Source organism: Flavobacterium pectinovorum, from assembly GCF_900142715.1.
Lineage (GTDB): Bacteria > Bacteroidota > Bacteroidia > Flavobacteriales > Flavobacteriaceae > Flavobacterium > Flavobacterium pectinovorum.
The window spans coordinates 835,273-852,634 of sequence record NZ_FRBX01000001.1 but is presented as its reverse complement, the minus strand read 5'-3'; the positions used below and the strand labels follow the sequence as shown (position 1 = coordinate 852,634).

The window sequence follows — 17,362 nt, the reverse complement described above, 5'->3', positions numbered from 1 at the left end:
TATTTTAAGAAAAATCTCTTTAAAATAATTAAGGTAATTTTAAAAAATGTAAAAACAGAATTATGTATCTGGAAAACAAACTACTATACCTTAATATTAAATTTCAAAAATAAATTCCAAATTCCAATTTTCGCAACGTTTATCACTTCAATTCTAGGACAAACGATGCTCAAAAAGTATTATTGACGTGAAATCTTTAAGCAGTAAACTAAAATTTGAACATAAAAAAAGCCCTGATTTCTCAGAGCTTTCTTTTTTTTGGATGAACTAGTTTGTTATTCTATAACTTATTCAGATACTTTGCTTTTAACAACTAATCTGAAACCTTCTCCGTGAATGTTAAGAATTTCAACATCTTCATCAGATTTTAGGTATTTTCTCAATTTAGCGATGTACACGTCCATACTTCTTGAAGTAAAATAGTTGTCATCTCTCCAGATTTTCGTTAATGCTAATTCTCTTGGCATTAAATCATTTTCATGAAGAATTAACATTTTAAGTAATTCGTTTTCTTTTGGAGATAGTTTTATTGGCTCTTCGTTTTCGAAAGTTAAAAATCTAAGTTTAGAATTTAAATGGAATTTACCAATATTAAACTCAAACTGAACTTGTTCTGCTTTTGTATCAGCCGATTTTCTTTGAATGATAGCTTTGATTTTCATTAATAAAACTTCTGAATCAAAAGGTTTATTTAAATAATCATCAGCTCCTGCTTTATATCCTTTTAACACATCTTCTTTCATAGATTTTGCAGTTAAAAATATAATTGGCACTTCGCTATTTTTCTCTCTAATCTCTTTGGCTAAAGTATAACCATCTTTATAAGGCATCATTACGTCAAGAATACATAAATCATATACATCCTTCTTGAATTTCTCGAAACCTTCCATACCGTTTTTAGCTAAAGTAACTTCAAAGTCATTTAACATTAGATAATCTTTAAGAACTGCCCCAAAATTAAGGTCATCTTCTACTAAAAGTATTCTTTTGTTATTATTTTCCATATTTTAATTTATTAATGGTATTTTTATTATAAAGGTGCTACCTTTTCCTTTTTCGCTTTCAACATATACTTGACCATTGTGATCCTCAACTATTCTTTTTACATAAGCCAGACCTAAACCGTGTCCTTTTACATTATGTAAATCTCCGGTATGCTCTCTGTAAAACTTCTCAAAAACTCTTTTTTGAGCTATTTTACTCATACCAAGTCCATTATCTTTAACTTTTATCAGAATCATGTCTTTAACATTTTCCGTAAAAATTTCAATTTCCGGAATATCCGGAGAATATTTTATTGCATTTTCTAAAATATTTACCAAGACGTTTGTAAAATGAACTTCATTTACTAAACATGTTGTTCTCGCGGCATTTAGATGTTTTACAACTGTTCCGTGTCGATCTTCTAATATTAGATTCACGTGTTCAATTGCATCATCAATTATATCATGAATAGCAGTTGGCTCTTTGGTGATATCAAGTTCTCTTTTTTCTAATTTAGAAATTCGGAGAACATTTTCAACCTGAGCATGCATTCTTTTATTTTCGTCTCTGATCATTTGAAGATAGCGAAAAACTTTTTCTTTATCTTCAATAATTTTGGGGTTTCTTATCGCATCAAGCGCCAAGTTTATTGTTGCAATTGGAGTTTTAAACTCATGCGTCATATTATTTATAAAATCGGTTTTGATTTCAGAAATATGTTTTTGACGTAACAATTGATTCAATGCACTCGTATAAGCTACAATTATTATCAGCGTAAAAACGATTGACAATATTGTGATACTTAATAATTCTGATAATAAAAATTTCTTTTTGTGAGGAAAAGTTATAAATAGTTCATATTTACTATTTCCTTCATTATCTGTATATATTGGTATATGATAGCTCGCATCTTTATCATAATGAAAACCATCAGATTTTATTTTTGTTGCTAAACCACTATTAAGAACGCCAAATTCAAATTTGGTTTTTACACCGTATTCTTCCAGTTCCTTTTTTAATAGCTTTTGCAGCTTATCTTTTGTAATTCTTCCTTCGATTGGAGTTAGAGAAGCAATATCTTTATATTGAATCTGTTGCTGAACTTTATTTAAAATATCCAGACTTCCTGATTTTTCAATCTTTAAATCCGGAATAATACTTTGTCCTAAAGCATTATTATCGATATTGTTATTGTTATTATAAATTTCAGTTACTCTTTTAGAGCTAAAATTTTTAAATCTTTCGCTGCTAAACTTTTTATTAAAAAGCGATCCGCTTATGTCGTAATCTTCAGACGTAAGTGTATTCGAATAAACAATTGTTTTATTTGTTTTTGTGTTTCTTTGAACGTAAAGAACTTCCAGTAAATCTTCTTTCTTTGGGATTTTACCTGTACTGTCTTTTATGCGATTGTATTTGTCGTAAAAACTATACTCTTCCTGCTGTTCAAGTTTATCAGCAACACTCCCAATCACTTGGGTAACGTGGTATTTAAATTGTTCGTCGTTATTTTTAAACGAAGAGTTGAACCAAAATACCTGAACCAGAATTATCCCTATTAAGGACAAACTCATCAATAAAACAAGTATTCTAAAAAATAATTTATTCATCGAAACAAAATTAATATTTTAACAATATACTAAATAATACATTAACCAAATATTAACATTTAAGACTGATTTTGTTTAATATCTAAAATTTTAAGAATTTTAACAACTTCTTCTTTAGCATTTTTAAGATTATCGTTATTAATAACAAAATTGCTTCTGGAAATTCGATTTTCATCATTCCATTGCATTTTCATTCGGCTTAAAACTTGTTCTCTTGTGGTATTGTCGCGTTTTAAGACCCTTTCAATTCTAATTTCTTCGGGCGCAGTAACTGTTATAATTAAATCACATTCTTTATAACGCCCGCTTTCAAATAATATAGCAGCTTCATAAATTACATATTGGTAACTTTTATGTTGCAATAACCATACCTCAAAATCTTTTTTTACAGCAGGATGTACTATTGCGTTTAATTCAGCCAGCTTATCTTTATCATTGAATACAATTTCAGCAAGTTTAGCACGGTTCAAAATGTTATTTTCAAATAAGGTTTCACCAAATGATCTTTTTATCTGATCAATAATATCTTCAGATTTCATTACATTTCTTGCACCATCATCTGCGATATAAACTGGAACTCCCATTTCATTAAAGTAATTTGCAATGGTTGTTTTACCACTACCAATTCCTCCTGTCAAACCAATAACTTTTGTCATACTATACTTTAAAAAACATACGAGGAAAAGCTTCTTGTGGTTTTTTCTTTAAAAGGATAATTTTAATAAAAGATTCTAAAAAGCCTGTTCCGTATCCGTAAAATTGTTTCCAGACAGCAATAACAGATAAATATCCAATTTTGATACTTTTATTCTGAATACTTGCTGTAAGAAATATTATAACGAAATATACGAAATATAATTGTAATAAAATATCAATATTAAAAATTAACAGTAAAAAAGCTAATAATAAACCTAATATAAACACGGTCGGAAAGAAGAAGGTAAGCTTATTATGTTCTGGATACCAACTATTTAATATTGGTCTTGCCTTGCCAAATTTGTTTACCTGAACAGCAAATTTTTCCCAGTCAATTCTGCGTTTATGGTACACAAAAGCCTCAGGAAACAGTCTGGTTTGAAAGCCAAGGTTCCATAAACGAATAGATAAGTCGGGATCTTCGCCAGGATGAATGTTTCCAAAACCTTTTGAAGCCTCAAATGCTTTCTTAGAAATCCCCATATTAAAGCTGCGAGGCTGAAATTTATTGATTTTTTCAGATCCTCCACGAATTCCACCTGTTGTAAGAAACGAAGTCATTGCAAAGTTAATGGCTTTCTGAATATCTGAGAAACTGGCTAATGCCCTGTCTGGTCCACCGAAACAATCTACATAATTTTTATCTAACTCTTTATGAACTTCGGTTAAGTAATTTGGTGGAATAATACAATCTGAGTCAAAAATGATAAAATAATCACCTCTGGCTTTTTGCATACCAAAATTTCTTGAATCTCCCGGCCCTGAATTCTCTTTAAAATAATAAGAAATATTTAGCTTTCCCTGATATGTCATCACAACATCTTTGCAGGGAATGGAAGAACCATCTTCTATCAGAACAATTTCAAAAGCTTCACTATAATCAGATTTGGTTAGGCTTTCTAAAAGTTCATCAACTTCATCCGGACGATTATACACGGGTATAATTAAAGAAAAAATCATAATGGAATATGCGTTATTAAAGTGGCGATTGTTTTAAATTTCAAAATTTCAGCAAAGATATGTTATATTAACAAAAAAACCATTCGCCGCAACGAATGGTTTCTTATATGTAGTACTAATTTGTACTTATTTTATGCTTTCAATATTTACAACTTCATTTGCTTCGGCTTTATAATCAACTCCTGCAAATTCAAAACCAAATAGATTTAAGAAATCATTTCTATATCCTGCCAAATCACCAATTGCAGGTAAAGTTTCAGTCGTTGCTTCTAACCAAAGTTTAGCTACTTTTGCCTGAACATCATCACGCATTTCCCAATCATCGATTCTGATTCTTCCTTTTTCATCTACAGGAACTTCTGATCCTGAGTATAATCTGTCTTTAAACAAACGCTGGATTTGCTCGATGCAACCTTCATGTATTCCTTCTTCTTTCATAATTTTATACAAAAGAGAAATATACAATGGAATAACCGGAATTGCAGAACTTGCCTGGGTAACTAATGCTTTATTTACAGAAACATAAGCCTTACCTCCTATTGATGCCAAACTATCTGTAATAGAGAATGCAGTAGCTTCTAAATGGTCTTTTGCACGACCAATTGTACCTTTTCTGTATACAGCTTCTGTCAATGATGGCCCAATGTAAGAATAAGCAACTGTTGTAGCTCCTTCAGCCAGTAAATTTTCAGCCTTTAAAGCATCAATCCACATAGCCCAGTCTTCACCTCCCATTACTGCTACAGTATTTTCAATATCTTCCTCATTTGCAGGAGCTATTGAAACCTCTGTAACGTTTCCTGTGTGAAAATCAACTGTTTTATTTGTAAATGTTTGTCCGATTGGTTTTAGAACAGAACGATGCGTCACTCCTGTAGTTGGATGCACACGAACTGGCGAAGCCAAACTATAAATTACAAGATCAACTTGTCCTAAATCTGCTTTTATTAAATCTAAAGTTTCTCTTTTGATTTCATTTGAAAAAGCATCTCCATTGATACTTTTTGCATATAAACCTGCTTTGTGAGCTTCAGTTTCAAAAGCTGCTGAATTATACCAACCCGGAGAAGCCGTTTTACCTTCAACTGGCGGTTTTTCAAAAAACACTCCAATTGTAGCTGCATCAGACCCGAAAGCACTTGTGATTCTTGAAGCCAATCCGAAACCTGTTGAAGCACCGATAACCAGTACTTTTTTTGCTCCGTTAATTGGACCTTTTGATTTTATATATTCTATTTGATTTTTTACATTTTGCTCGCTTCCTTTTGGGTGTGCAGTCAAACAAATAAATCCTCGCATTCTAGGTTCTATAATCATCTTGTATTATTTATTGTATTAATTCAATTTCAGTTTTAATTTTTCAAAAATAGACATTTTATCCTTAACCCTTTTCATGTTGGCATTCATATTGTCTATAAAATTTGGATTTAAAGCATTTTTCTTCGCTAATTTATAGAAATTATATGCCGCAATATAATCGCTTTCGTACTCTGCCATCCTTCCTAATTCACTGTTAAATGAAGAATAATCTACATTTTCAAGATTATTAAATGTAAAATCAATATGCTCTTTTGCTTCTGCATATCGGCCAATATCTATTAACAAATAAGTGTAGTTTAAATAAGGGGCAGGATATTTTGGCTCAAATTTCATCGCCAGTTTATAATGATAAATCCCTTTATCATAATTACTTAACTTATTATAATAAATCCATCCTAAATGATTGTGGGCTTTTCCAAAATCAGGATATTGAGATAATATTTCTTCCAGCATCTCTTTTCCGTCGGCAATATTTCCTTCAGATATTAATGAATCTGCCTTAATAAATTGATTTTCGTAAAAGCTTAAACTTTCCATACCTATACCTTATATCTTAATTTAATAATTCTTTTGCATGATTTAATGCCGAATCAGAAATATTGGCTCCCGACAGCATTTGTGCAATTTCTGTAATACGCTCATCCGGCAATAAAAGTTTTAATTCTGATTGTGTAGCATCTGCAACAGTAGATTTGAACACTTTAAAATGAGAATCACCTTTTGCTGCAATTTGCGGTAAATGCGTAATGGCAAATATCTGCATCTTTGCACTCATTTCTTTCATGATTTCGCCCATTCGAATGGCAATTTCTCCAGAAACTCCAGTATCAATTTCATCAAAAATTAAAGTTGGCAATTTTGAATACTGTGCCAAAATTGCTTTTACAGCCAGCATAATACGAGACATTTCTCCGCCTGAGGCTACTTTTTTCAGTAAACCAAAATCAGTTCCTTTATTGGCAGAAAATAAAAATTGCAATTCGTCTTTTCCATTTTGAAAATATGTTTCAGATGGTAAAAGTTCTATTTTAAATCGAACATTTGGCATTCCCAGCGTTTCTAAAATCGTAATTAACTGGCTTGATAATACCGGAATAGAATTTAGTCTGTTTTGACGAATTGTTTCTGAAAAAACGTCTAATTCCTGCGCTTTTTGCTCAATTGATTTTGAAAGAATTTCAATTTCTTCTTCTATATTACCCAGTTCAATAACTGCATTTTCAAGATTTGCCTGAATTTCCAATAATTCATCAACAGTATTTGCCTGATGTTTTTTCTGCAAATTATAAATTAATTGCAATTTTTGATTGGTTAATTCTAATTTTTCAGGATCATTTAATAATTTCTCAGAAGCATTTTGTAATTCTCTTGAAACATCATCAAATTCGATAGTTATACTTGTAATTCTTTCAAATAAATTTTGATACTCTACCGAAAATGGAGTAATTTTCTGCAATGAAGCCTTGATTTCATTCAGATTATGAAAAACACCAAATTGCTCTTCATTTGCAATTACTAATGATTTGTCGATTGATTCTTTAATAATTTCAACATTATTCAGCTTCTCAAAATCGGCTTCTAATTCTTCTTGTTCACCTGATTTTAATTTGGCGGCAACCAATTCATTCAATAAAAAAGTATTGTATTCCTGTTCTTTGCCAGAATCACTTTGCTTTTTTAATAAAGCATTTAATTTAGATTTATCTGATTTATATGTTTTTAATAATTTTTGATAAGCTGAAATTGTATCAAAATTATTAGCAATGGCATCAATTATTTTAAACTGAACACTTTCATCTGATAATTCCTGAGTTTGCTGCTGCGAATGTATATCAATCAAAAACAAACTTAAATCTTGCAATTCCTGAAGATTTACAGGACTGTCGTTTATAAAAGCACGTGATTTTCCCGAAGGCAAAATTTCTCGTCTGATTATAGTGTCGTCTTCATAATCAAGATCATTTGCTTCAAAAAATTCTTTTAAGTTATATTTTGAAATTTCAAAATGAGCTTCAATTATACATTTTTCTTCTTTATTTTTTAAGGAAGTCAAATCGGCTCTTTTTCCTAAAACCAATCCTAAAGCTCCTAATATAATAGATTTACCAGCTCCTGTTTCACCTGTAATTATAGAAAAACCTTTTGAAAAATCAATAGACAATTTTTCAATCAGGGCGTAGTTTTTAATCGACAGCGAAGTTATCATAGGATAAATATGTGAAAATAAAATTAATGAATAAAGTTAAAATTGAAAAGTCAATTAAAATTTAATTTGTGACCATTTAGTAGAATTTAATGGCGAAACCTTATTCAAAACGTCTGTTAAATCTGTAACCGAAATACTTGGCCCACCAGAAAAAATAGAAACAATTTCATCTGATTTAGCATCAAAAAATACCCGGGTTAAAAAAGCATTTGGCTTAACTGAGTTTAATTTCCCTATTAGTGCTATAGATGATTTCACTTTTTCTTTTGATGTTTTTAAATCAACAGTCATATTATCCAATCCTGTGTGATATAAAAAACTAGTTTGACGCAAATCACTATATGTTGGTGAAACCAAATCATTTATTAAATAATAACGATTTTGAAGTCCATCAGTCTGGCTCCAGCCTTTAGAACCTCCTTGCTGTGCAACGTTGGCAATATTTTGAGCAGTTTCAAAATACGGACTTCCGGCGCCCATTTGAAAAGTATCGGCATCTAATCCCAAAATTATATAGCTATAAAAAGAGATAACAGATACTAAATTTGATTCAAATGTAGTTGGATTAAACAATAAAGGCTGATACTCTGTATAAGTAAAATTAAAGTCCTTATCATTATAATTTAAGACAGGCGAAGAATATGTCGAATTATAAATTAATCTGGAAGATTGTACCTGAATTGTACCTGTAAACTGGTCTGAACTATTTGACGAAAGTGTAATATACATTGAGCAATTAATTCTTTCATTTTGTTTTAAAAGCGCTCCTGTCCAGTCTGTTTTATTTACAAATTCAGATAATGAGGTCTGAAGTGTTTTAAAAACCTGTTGATTAGGGTTTGGGAGTCTTTCAGTATTTATAGTTACAGTACAATTTAGCTGTTGCGCCTGGGCAAAGCCAAATATTAAAAATACTAAAAGAGTAACTATTCTATTGTTCATACAAGGTAATGTTTGCTTTATCGAAATTCGATTTAGCTATTCTTATTCCGTTTTTTGATTAAAAAATCTGTGGTATTTAAGAAAAATGTAAAATTACTTTATTTAAAATATCAACCGCAACCGATTCTTTTGTTTTTAATTCCATTGGTTCAATTTTAAAATCTTTATCAATAAAGGTAACTTTATTGGTTTCTTTTTTAAAACCTGCGCCTTCATCCTGCAAAGAATTAAGAACTATCAAATCTAAGTTTTTTTTCTGAATTTTCAACTTAGCATTTTCAATTTCATTTTCGGTCTCTAAAGCAAATCCAATTAAAAACTGATTTTTTTTAATGGCTCCCAATGATTGCAGAATATCTTTTGTTTTTTCGAGTTCAATCGAAAATTCATTAGCAGCTTTCTTAATCTTTTGAAGAGCAACTGTTTTAGGTTTATAATCAGCAACGGCAGCAGCAGCAATCGCAACATCTGCATCGTTGTAATGTGCATGACAGGCATCGTACATTTCTTGTGCAGAAACTACGTTTACCACTTCAATTGAAGTATTTTTTGCCTTAAAATGTGTTGGTCCCGAAACTAAAATAACCTGAGCCCCCAAATTGGCTGCGGCATTTGCAATATCAAATCCCATTTTTCCAGAAGAATGATTACCTATAAAACGTACAGGATCTATTGCTTCATATGTTGGGCCGGCTGTTATTAGTATTTTTTTTCCTTTTAATGGCAACTTACTTTCCAGATCAGCTTCAAGAAAAGCAATGATATTTTCAGGTTCTGCCATTCTTCCCTCTCCGGATAAACCGCTGGCCAATTCGCCATTTTCTGCAGGAATCATAACGTTACCAAATTGCTTTAAAGCCTTAAAACTCGATAGTGTTGAAGGATGTTTGTACATATCCAGATCCATTGCCGGAGCAAAATAAACAGGACACTTAGCCGATAAATAAGTAGCAATTAAAAGATTATCACAGTTTCCTGTTGCCATCTTAGATAATGTATTGGCAGTTGCGGGAGCAACTATCATTAAATCAGCCCAAAGACCTAATTCAACATGATTGTTCCAAACTGCATCTTGATCATCCTCATTAAAAAAAGTAGAGTGTACAGGATTTTTTGATAACGTAGATAACGTAAGTGGAGTTACAAAATCCTTAGAAGCAGGTGTCATTATCACTTGGACATGTGCACCTGCTTTTATAAAGAGTCGTACTAATGTGGCTGTTTTATACGCTGCAATTCCACCAGAAACTCCCAGTAAAATTTTTTTTCCGTTTAAAACTGACATTATACTGTATTATTTGTTTGAACTTCTGTGGTAAGTTTTACCGTCTAACCATTCCTGAACAGCTAAAGCGTGTGGTTTAGGCAATTTTTCGTAAAATTTAGAAACTTCAATTTGTTCTTTATTTTCAAAAACTTCTTCAAGACTGTCATTATAAGTAGCAAACTCTTCTAATTTTTCAGTTAATTCTTTTTTAATTTCAGAATTAATTTGGTTTGCTCTTTTAGCCATAATGGTAATTGCTTCATACACATTTCCTGTTGGCTCTTCAATAACTGTTTTATTGTATGTTATTGTATTTACAGGAGCATTCGTCTTTTTTAAATCCATGACTTTATTTTATTTAGTAAATTTTTGTAAATCAGTTTCAACTCTGGCATTCATTTCGTCTGCCTGTTTTTTGTATTTTGTAGCGCTGTTAAACTTAATTAAGTTATTGTAAGCTGCTTTGGCAACATTTAAACGTTCCTGCATTTTTGAGGGAACACTATTTATTGCTAATTGGTATGCTGAATCGTATTTGTAAAACAATGCATCTTCTTTAAAAGGTGTTCCGGGAAAATCAGCGATAAAATTATCAAACGCAATTAATGCCGATTTATAATCTGAAATCGTATTATACCCTTTTGCATTTTCGTATGCTTTTTTCTCAAGTTTACCGTTCAAAATCTGTACAGCTGCATTTGCCTGAGGAAGATATTCTGAATTTGGATAATTGTCTATAAAAGCCTGTAATTTCTCTAAGGCTTTTACTGTATCTGTTTGATCCAGGCTATAAATTGGTGATAATTTTGAATAGCTGAAAGCTCCTAAAAATGCTGCTTCCTGAACTTTTTCGCTTCGTGGATACCCAGAAACAAAACTTTCAAACTGATAACCGGCCAAATAATATTGTTTTGTTTTATAATACGACTGAGAAAACATATAAAACAATTTCTCTGCCTGAGGTTTACCTCTATATGTTGGCGCTAGTTGCTCAAAAAGACGAATAGCTTTATTATATTTACCTGCCTCATACATTTTTGTTGCTATTTCAAATTTTGCCGCAACATCTTCATTTTTCAATGCTTTTTGGTAATCACTACAAGAACAAAAAAGGACAACAACAATTAATAGAGATACTATTTTTTTCATTTTCTTACTTTTATTATGATTTCTTAGACAATTGTGCCAAAGCAAAATCACACCGAAGTTCCGGTGGCAAATTTAGTTATTAATTTAGCTACTACAAAATATTTTTTGGTATATTAAAATACCCTTAATCCTGCTCTACTTTGATGCTGTGTTTTACAAATTCGTTTAATCTGTTTGCCAACGAATCGTCTACAGAAACTAATGGCAAACGTACTGTATTCTCAGCAATACCAAGGGCTTGAAACACTTGTTTGATTCCTGCAGGATTTCCCTGTTCGAAAATCATATCAATACAATCTGATAAAAAGTATTGTGTTTTAAACGCTTCATTTACTTTTTTATTAAGTCCTAAACGAATCATTTCTGAAAATTCTTTAGGAAAACCTTGCCCGATTACGGAAATTACACCTGCTCCACCCGCTAAAACAATTGGTAAAGCGATCATATCATCTCCTGAAATCACAAGAAAATCTTTTGGCGCATTTTTTATTAATTGCATTGCCTGCACAACATCTCCGGCAGCTTCTTTTATAGCCACTACATTGTCAAAATCTTTGGCAAGACGTACTACTGTCGATGGCAGCATATTACTTGACGTTCTTCCTGGTACATTATATAAAATTACCGGAATTGGAGACGCTTCGGCAACAGCCTTAAAATGCTGATAAATACCTTCCTGAGTTGGTTTATTATAATATGGTGAAACAGACAGAATAGCTTCAAAAGCAGAAAAATCTCTTGTTTTTAATTCTTCTACAACCTGCATAGTATTGTTTCCTCCAACACCAAGTACAATTGGCAATCTTCCCTTATTGATATCAATTACCGCATTAATTACCTGTTCTTTTTCGTCTTGTGTCAGGGTAGCATTTTCTGCCGTTGTTCCCATTACTACAAGATATTCAACTCCTCCATCAATCGAAAAATTTACTATTCGCTGTAACGCTTCAAAATCAATTGAGAAATCTTTTTTAAATGGTGTTACAAGTGCAACGCCTGTTCCTATTAATGATTGCATATTCTATTTATAATTTATTTTATACTTTTTAAATACTTAAACAATTCGGAAATGAAAAGTTTATAATTCTCTAAATCAGTATTTATCATCCATCGATTTAATTTTTCATCGACTGATGCAAACCCGACTTTAAACTTCGCTTTTGATTTGCTGGTTATCATCATCAAAATTGGTTTTTCAACTTCATAATAACTAATCAAAAGGTCAAATTCTGTCTCGACAAATTCATTTAAGAAATCTACCGTAATTCTGCCTTTCCAATTGATATGTTTTTTACCAAAAGTAGTTTCTGAATACGTTTTTTTCTTCTTTAATTTGCCTCTATACTGAACAATTTTTATGTTCTCCGGTTTAATTCCTTTTAAGATTAATTCGTTAATTAACTCTTTAGAATATCGAATTTTACTTTCATCAACCAGCAATCCAATTGTTTGTATATTACTTGTAAATACTTCGTTTTTTACTTTATGTAAGTTATTTTTTAATGATTTTTTTACAAAAAATTCCTTTATATAATTTAAAAACATAGTACTTTTACAAATTACAAAATTAATTATTTAAGTCGCATTTAAGATGGTAAATCTAAAAAAGTATAACGGAGTTTTAAAACTTTTTGTTATATTCTTAACACTTTTTTTTATAGTTTCCTGCAGTAACAAAAACTACAACTTAACAAAAATCGAAGGGAAGCAGCTTCCAGTTACCGAAAAACAGGCCGAAACCCCTGAAATTGAGAATTTCATAAAACCATATAGAGATCATATTAATAAAGATCTGGACAGTGTTCTGGCATATTGTCCTGAAACTTTGGATAAAAGTACGGGAAAATGGCAAACTACGATTGGTAATTTAATGGCTGATGTTTGTATAGAAAGAGGAAATCTTGTTTTTACAGCCCGTGAGAAAAAAAGTATCGATTTATGTTTACTGAATCATGGCGGAATAAGAGCGGTTTTACCTAAAGGAAATGTGACTAGCAGAACTGCTTTTGAAATTATGCCTTTTGAAAACAGTCTGGTCGTAATGGCATTAAAAGGAGAACAGATTCTTGAAATAACTTCTTATATTATTAAGGTACAAAAAGCACAGCCACTGTCTGGAATGACTTTTACAATTGCAAAAGACAAGACCGCAAAAAACATTTTGATTCAGGGAAAACCTCTTGACCTTAATAAAATTTATTATGTTGTCACAAATGACTATTTGGCTAATGGCGGTGACAGCATGGTTTTCTTTGCTAAAAGTGTTCAAAAATTTGATTTAAATTATAAAATTCGAAATGTATTTATTGATTATTTTAAGGAAATTGATACAATTCCGGTTCCAAGAGATATTCGAATTACTGAAGAATAAAAAAGTTAGCCACGAATTCACGAATTATTTTAAAAAAATTAGTGCCAATTCGTGCAATTTGTGGCAAAAAAACAAACTACAAGATCTTTCCTGAAAATATATATACAATGAAAAGAAGAGAATTTATCGAAAAAACAGCTGCAAGTACTGCCTTATTAAGTTTAGGTTTATCATTAAGCAGTTTTGAAAGTAACGATATTAAGCATTTAACTGTTTTACATACAAATGATGTTCACAGTCATATTGATCCTTTTCCGGCTGATGATCCTCTTAATCCGAATAAAGGCGGTGTTTCTCGTCGTGCGGCACTTATTGAAACTATTCGCAGAGAAAACCCAAATGTGCTTTTATTGGATGCGGGCGATATTTTTCAGGGAACTCCGTACTTTAATTATTATGGTGGAGAATTGGAGTTTAAATTAATGAGTATGATGAAATATGATGCCTCAACTATTGGGAATCATGATTTTGACAATGGTCTTGATGGTTTGTATGCACAAATGCCTCATGCAACTTTTGAGTTTATCAATTCAAACTACGACTTTAAGAATACGGTAATGAACGGGCTTGTAAAACCGTACAAAGTTTTCAATAAAAACGGAATTAAAGTAGGCGTTTTTGGTGTGGGAATTGAGCTTGCAGGTTTGGTAGACAAACAAATGTATAAGGAAACTGTATATAATAATCCTGTAGAAATTGCACAGGATATGACACAATTATTAAAGAAGGAAGAAAAATGTGATTTGGTAATTTGTCTTTCGCATTTAGGTTATAACTACAAAGAAGATGAATCTAAAATTTCTGATTTAAAATTCGCAGCGTTAACTCAGGATATTGATTTGATTATTGGCGGACATACGCATACTTTTTTGGATAAACCAACCATTGTAAAAAACAAAGTGGGCGAAAATGTATTAGTCAACCAAGTGGGCTGTTACGGAATAAATTTAGGCCGAATTGACTTTTATTTTGATAAGAATAAAGCACATACAAACGACGGAAAATCAATTATCGTATAACATTTTTTTATGTGATTTTCCTTTTTTAAGAAAATAGGCAACCATAAAATAGTACGCCAGAATTTGGGTTATATCACGAATCAAAATAAGCACAATGGAGTACGAGAAGTATTCGCAGAAAATAAAAAACATATCTGACAACATATAGCTAATAGCCATCAGGCTCATTAAAAAAGCTATATAAGTGCCTTTTGTGATGTAATTTACAAATGCATAATAACACAAAAGACTTAGAATTATTCCGTAAAAAGTATAAAGCCAGTTAAACTTTTTCATATTGTCTGATTGCAAACTCAGGACAGAAATCAATAAATAAACAATAAAAATTACTACTATTGATATTGGCAAAATATCTCTTTTTCGGAATTTTATTCTTTCGTGTCTGGTAATGAAAATTCTTAACAGCAATATATAAACAATCAGAAAACTTAATACACCGCCAAGTTCTGAAATTTCTACATCCATCAATTCGAAAACCTGACCAATAAAACAAAATAAGAAAACAAGCGCTTCGGTTTTTCCTATTTTATAATCACTACTGATTAAAAAGTAAAAAAAAATAGCAGGCAACACAATAGATTTAGCGTAAACTGCCATAACATCGTGCTGCATACAATTAAAAATAATTGTAAACAGCAGTGCTAAAAAATATAAAATTAACGACGGTTTATTCGCTTTCATTTAGTTTATTTATAAAATCCTGTTCAGATAATATAGGTATATTTAATTTAGTGGCTTTTTCTAATTTGGCTGGCCCCATATTATCTCCGGCAACTACAAAATCTGTTTTTGCAGAAATTGAACTTCCCACTTTTCCCCCGTTGTCCTCGATTGTTTTCTTTAAATCATCTCTTGAAAACTGCTCGAAAACACCTGAAACGACAAATGTTTTTCCAATGAATTTTTCTGTTGCATCCGGATTTATATTTTCAACAATTTCAAATTGAACTCCGTAACTTTTTAAGCGTTCAATTATTATTTGGTTTTCATCATTTTCAAAAAATTCAACTACACTTCTGGCAATTCTTTCCCCTATTTCATCAACTAAAATTAAATCCATTAAAGTAGCTTTGCTTAGCGCATCGATATTTTTATAATGTTTGGCTAGTTTTTTGGCTACGGTTTCTCCAACAAATCGAATTCCGAGCGCAAAAAGAACACTTTGAAACGGAATTTCTTTTGATTTCTCAACGCCGTTTACCAAATTCTCGGCTGATTTTTGCGCCATTCTTTCTAAGTGCAAAATATCATTTACTTTTAATTCGTATAAATCGGCATAATTATGAACTAAGCCATTTTTGAAAAGCAAGGCAACAGTTTCGCCGCCAAGACCTTCAATATCCATTGCTTTTCTTGAAATATAATGCTGGATTCGTCCAATAATCTGCGGAGGACAACCGTAAAAATTAGGGCAATAATGATTGGCTTCCCCAACATTTCTAACCAACTCGGTATGACATTCGGGACAATATGTAATGTATTGTGTTGGCTCTGAATTCTCAGGACGTTTTTCTAAATCTACTGCAATGATTTTCGGAATAATTTCACCTCCTTTTTCAACAAAAACGGTATCATTTATTCTGATATCTAATTTCTCAATTTGATCTGCATTGTGTAAAGATGCTCTTTTTACAATGGTTCCTGCCAATTGAACCGGCACTAAATTAGCAACGGGCGTTATGGCTCCGGTACGGCCAACCTGATACGTAATTGAGTTTAACTGTGTCGAAACCTGTTCTGACTTAAATTTATAAGCAATTGCCCAGCGTGGTGATTTTGCAGTATAACCTAATTCCTGCTGATGCTGAATGCTGTTTACTTTTACTACAACTCCATCGGTTTCATATGGTAATTTGTGACGGTGTACATCCCAATAATCAATAAAATCGAAAACTTCCTGAAGGTTATTTACCAATTTTGCTTCGCTTGGCACTTTAAAACCCCATTTTTTTGCAGATTCTAATCCTTCAAACTGTGTTGAAAAGGGCAAATTGTTGCTGGTTACTGTATATAATAAACATTCTAGCGGACGCTTGGCAACCTCAGCACTGTCTTGTAATTTTAAACTTCCCGATGCTGTATTTCTTGGATTTGAATAAGGAGTCTCGCCAATTTCGATTAATTCCTGATTCATTTTTTCGAAACCTTTATATGGCAAAATAATTTCGCCACGAATATCGAATTTATCCGGATAATCGCCTTTTAATTGCAACGGAACAGATTTTATGGTTTTGATGTTATTTGTAACCTCATCACCCTGAAAACCGTCTCCGCGGGTTAAAGCCTGGACTAATTTTCCGTTTTCGTATGAAATACTTATAGACGCTCCATCGTATTTTAATTCACAGGTATATTGTAAATCAACATTTCCCAGAACTCTTTGAATTCGGTTTTCCCAATCGACTAAATCTTCTTTTGAATAAGAATTATCCAAAGAATACATGCGATATTGGTGTGCAATGGTCTTAAAATTTTTGGTTACTGTTCCTCCTACTCTTTGCGTTGGGGAATTTTCATCAAAAAATTCAGGATGTTTATTTTCTAAATCCTGCAGCTCCTTTAATTTAATATCAAAATCATAGTCTGAAATTGTGGCATTATCAAGTACATAATAATTGTAATTGTGTTGGTTAAGTTCGTTTCTTAAAGCCTGAATTGTGTCTTGAATACTCATAAAAATATTAAAATGGTGCTGATTGTAATTTAGAATAACTGTAACTTCAAAATTAGGATATTTTTGTTGAAAAGCGTTTAAAAACCTGAAAGTTTTAAAATCAAAAATCAAGTTGCAAAAAGATGCAACTTGATTTTCTTCTTGTCCATTATTCTTTAAAAGAA

General features: G+C 31.6%; 17 protein-coding genes. 2 read left to right on the top strand and 15 right to left on the bottom strand.

Annotation, left to right across the window (positions count from 1 at the left end):
• Positions 1-287 precede the first annotated feature (287 nt).
• The 13 genes from BUE22_RS03485 to BUE22_RS03425 all read right to left on the bottom strand — a co-directional run bounded on the left by BUE22_RS03485 (position 288) and on the right by BUE22_RS03425 (position 12,679).
• Positions 288-1,004, bottom strand: coding sequence for a response regulator transcription factor (locus BUE22_RS03485; protein WP_042564360.1), 717 nt, complete (start codon positions 1,002-1,004; stop codon positions 288-290).
• 3 nt (positions 1,005-1,007) lie between these two features.
• Complete coding sequence (locus BUE22_RS03480; protein ID WP_042564359.1) at positions 1,008-2,594, bottom strand: sensor histidine kinase; 1,587 nt, start codon at positions 2,592-2,594, stop codon at positions 1,008-1,010.
• Positions 2,595-2,653: 59 nt separating this feature from the next.
• Positions 2,654-3,250: a dephospho-CoA kinase gene (gene coaE / locus BUE22_RS03475; protein WP_073393729.1), complete on the bottom strand. Its 597-nt coding sequence runs from the start codon at positions 3,248-3,250 to the stop codon at positions 2,654-2,656.
• 1 nt (position 3,251) lies between these two features.
• Positions 3,252-4,250 (bottom strand): glycosyltransferase family 2 protein, encoded by a 999-nt coding sequence (locus BUE22_RS03470; protein ID WP_073393728.1) that lies wholly within the window; start codon positions 4,248-4,250, stop codon positions 3,252-3,254.
• Positions 4,251-4,376: 126 nt separating this feature from the next.
• Positions 4,377-5,567: an enoyl-ACP reductase FabV gene (gene fabV / locus BUE22_RS03465; RefSeq protein ID WP_073393727.1), complete on the bottom strand. Its 1,191-nt coding sequence runs from the start codon at positions 5,565-5,567 to the stop codon at positions 4,377-4,379.
• 18 nt (positions 5,568-5,585) lie between these two features.
• Positions 5,586-6,107: a hypothetical protein gene (locus BUE22_RS03460; protein WP_073393726.1), complete on the bottom strand. Its 522-nt coding sequence runs from the start codon at positions 6,105-6,107 to the stop codon at positions 5,586-5,588.
• A gap of 16 nt (positions 6,108-6,123) precedes the next feature.
• The gene (gene recN, locus BUE22_RS03455) at positions 6,124-7,776 is read right to left on the bottom strand and encodes a DNA repair protein RecN (protein WP_073393725.1); all 1,653 of its coding nucleotides are present in this window, start codon (positions 7,774-7,776) and stop codon (positions 6,124-6,126) included.
• Between the two features lie 54 nt (positions 7,777-7,830).
• The gene (gene porD, locus BUE22_RS03450; protein WP_073393724.1) at positions 7,831-8,718 is read right to left on the bottom strand and encodes a type IX secretion system protein PorD; all 888 of its coding nucleotides are present in this window, start codon (positions 8,716-8,718) and stop codon (positions 7,831-7,833) included.
• Positions 8,719-8,794: 76 nt separating this feature from the next.
• Positions 8,795-10,003: a bifunctional phosphopantothenoylcysteine decarboxylase/phosphopantothenate--cysteine ligase CoaBC gene (coaBC, locus tag BUE22_RS03445; RefSeq protein ID WP_073393723.1), complete on the bottom strand. Its 1,209-nt coding sequence runs from the start codon at positions 10,001-10,003 to the stop codon at positions 8,795-8,797.
• 9 nt (positions 10,004-10,012) lie between these two features.
• Positions 10,013-10,330 carry a DNA-directed RNA polymerase subunit omega gene (locus tag BUE22_RS03440; protein ID WP_008463064.1) on the bottom strand — a complete coding sequence of 106 codons (318 nt, stop codon included), beginning with the start codon at positions 10,328-10,330 and terminating at the stop codon, positions 10,013-10,015.
• A gap of 9 nt (positions 10,331-10,339) precedes the next feature.
• On the bottom strand, positions 10,340-11,134 hold the full coding sequence (locus tag BUE22_RS03435) for an outer membrane protein assembly factor BamD (RefSeq protein ID WP_042564351.1): 795 nt from the start codon (positions 11,132-11,134) through the stop codon (positions 10,340-10,342).
• A 124-nt stretch (positions 11,135-11,258) separates the two neighbouring features.
• Entirely contained in the window at positions 11,259-12,152 is an 894-nt protein-coding gene (dapA, locus tag BUE22_RS03430) for a 4-hydroxy-tetrahydrodipicolinate synthase (protein WP_073393722.1), read from the bottom strand.
• 14 nt (positions 12,153-12,166) lie between these two features.
• A complete protein-coding gene (locus BUE22_RS03425) occupies positions 12,167-12,679 on the bottom strand; it encodes a DUF6913 domain-containing protein (RefSeq protein ID WP_073393721.1) in 513 nt (170 codons plus the stop codon).
• Positions 12,680-12,725: 46 nt separating this feature from the next.
• Here BUE22_RS03425 and BUE22_RS03420 point away from each other — a divergent pair, with 46 nt between their 5' ends.
• Positions 12,726-13,505 (top strand): 5'-nucleotidase C-terminal domain-containing protein, encoded by a 780-nt coding sequence (locus tag BUE22_RS03420; protein ID WP_073393720.1) that lies wholly within the window; start codon positions 12,726-12,728, stop codon positions 13,503-13,505.
• 107 nt (positions 13,506-13,612) lie between these two features.
• On the top strand, positions 13,613-14,524 hold the full coding sequence (locus tag BUE22_RS03415) for a bifunctional metallophosphatase/5'-nucleotidase (protein WP_073393719.1): 912 nt from the start codon (positions 13,613-13,615) through the stop codon (positions 14,522-14,524).
• Here the strand turns inward: BUE22_RS03415 and BUE22_RS03410 are convergent.
• Together BUE22_RS03410 and ligA are read right to left on the bottom strand one after the other, a co-directional pair.
• Positions 14,510-15,205 (bottom strand): lysoplasmalogenase family protein, encoded by a 696-nt coding sequence (locus BUE22_RS03410; protein ID WP_073393718.1) that lies wholly within the window; start codon positions 15,203-15,205, stop codon positions 14,510-14,512. The two genes, BUE22_RS03415 and BUE22_RS03410, sit on opposite strands and share 15 nt — an antisense overlap.
• A complete protein-coding gene (ligA, locus tag BUE22_RS03405) occupies positions 15,192-17,198 on the bottom strand; it encodes an NAD-dependent DNA ligase LigA (RefSeq protein ID WP_042564592.1) in 2,007 nt (668 codons plus the stop codon). The genes BUE22_RS03410 and ligA overlap by 14 nt, the downstream gene beginning before the upstream one ends.
• Between the last annotated feature and the right edge of the window lie 164 nt (positions 17,199-17,362).

What these genes read in the sequence shown, in the direction of transcription:
- BUE22_RS03425 (WP_073393721.1), bottom strand. Translation starts at nt 12,679, where the DNA reads ATGTTTTTAAATTATATAAAGGAATTTTTTGTAAAAAAATCATTAAAA.
- BUE22_RS03415 (WP_073393719.1), top strand. Translation starts at nt 13,613, where the DNA reads ATGAAAAGAAGAGAATTTATCGAAAAAACAGCTGCAAGTACTGCCTTA.
- dapA (WP_073393722.1), bottom strand. Translation starts at nt 12,152, where the DNA reads ATGCAATCATTAATAGGAACAGGCGTTGCACTTGTAACACCATTTAAA.
- fabV (WP_073393727.1), bottom strand. Translation starts at nt 5,567, where the DNA reads ATGATTATAGAACCTAGAATGCGAGGATTTATTTGTTTGACTGCACAC.
- BUE22_RS03460 (WP_073393726.1), bottom strand. Translation starts at nt 6,107, where the DNA reads ATGGAAAGTTTAAGCTTTTACGAAAATCAATTTATTAAGGCAGATTCA.
- coaE (WP_073393729.1), bottom strand. Translation starts at nt 3,250, where the DNA reads ATGACAAAAGTTATTGGTTTGACAGGAGGAATTGGTAGTGGTAAAACA.
- BUE22_RS03485 (WP_042564360.1), bottom strand. Translation starts at nt 1,004, where the DNA reads ATGGAAAATAATAACAAAAGAATACTTTTAGTAGAAGATGACCTTAAT.
- coaBC (WP_073393723.1), bottom strand. Translation starts at nt 10,003, where the DNA reads ATGTCAGTTTTAAACGGAAAAAAAATTTTACTGGGAGTTTCTGGTGGA.
- BUE22_RS03420 (WP_073393720.1), top strand. Translation starts at nt 12,726, where the DNA reads ATGGTAAATCTAAAAAAGTATAACGGAGTTTTAAAACTTTTTGTTATA.
- porD (WP_073393724.1), bottom strand. Translation starts at nt 8,718, where the DNA reads ATGAACAATAGAATAGTTACTCTTTTAGTATTTTTAATATTTGGCTTT.
- BUE22_RS03480 (WP_042564359.1), bottom strand. Translation starts at nt 2,594, where the DNA reads ATGAATAAATTATTTTTTAGAATACTTGTTTTATTGATGAGTTTGTCC.
- BUE22_RS03470 (WP_073393728.1), bottom strand. Translation starts at nt 4,250, where the DNA reads ATGATTTTTTCTTTAATTATACCCGTGTATAATCGTCCGGATGAAGTT.
- BUE22_RS03435 (WP_042564351.1), bottom strand. Translation starts at nt 11,134, where the DNA reads ATGAAAAAAATAGTATCTCTATTAATTGTTGTTGTCCTTTTTTGTTCT.
- recN (WP_073393725.1), bottom strand. Translation starts at nt 7,776, where the DNA reads ATGATAACTTCGCTGTCGATTAAAAACTACGCCCTGATTGAAAAATTG.
- BUE22_RS03440 (WP_008463064.1), bottom strand. Translation starts at nt 10,330, where the DNA reads ATGGATTTAAAAAAGACGAATGCTCCTGTAAATACAATAACATACAAT.
- ligA (WP_042564592.1), bottom strand. Translation starts at nt 17,198, where the DNA reads ATGAGTATTCAAGACACAATTCAGGCTTTAAGAAACGAACTTAACCAA.
- BUE22_RS03410 (WP_073393718.1), bottom strand. Translation starts at nt 15,205, where the DNA reads ATGAAAGCGAATAAACCGTCGTTAATTTTATATTTTTTAGCACTGCTG.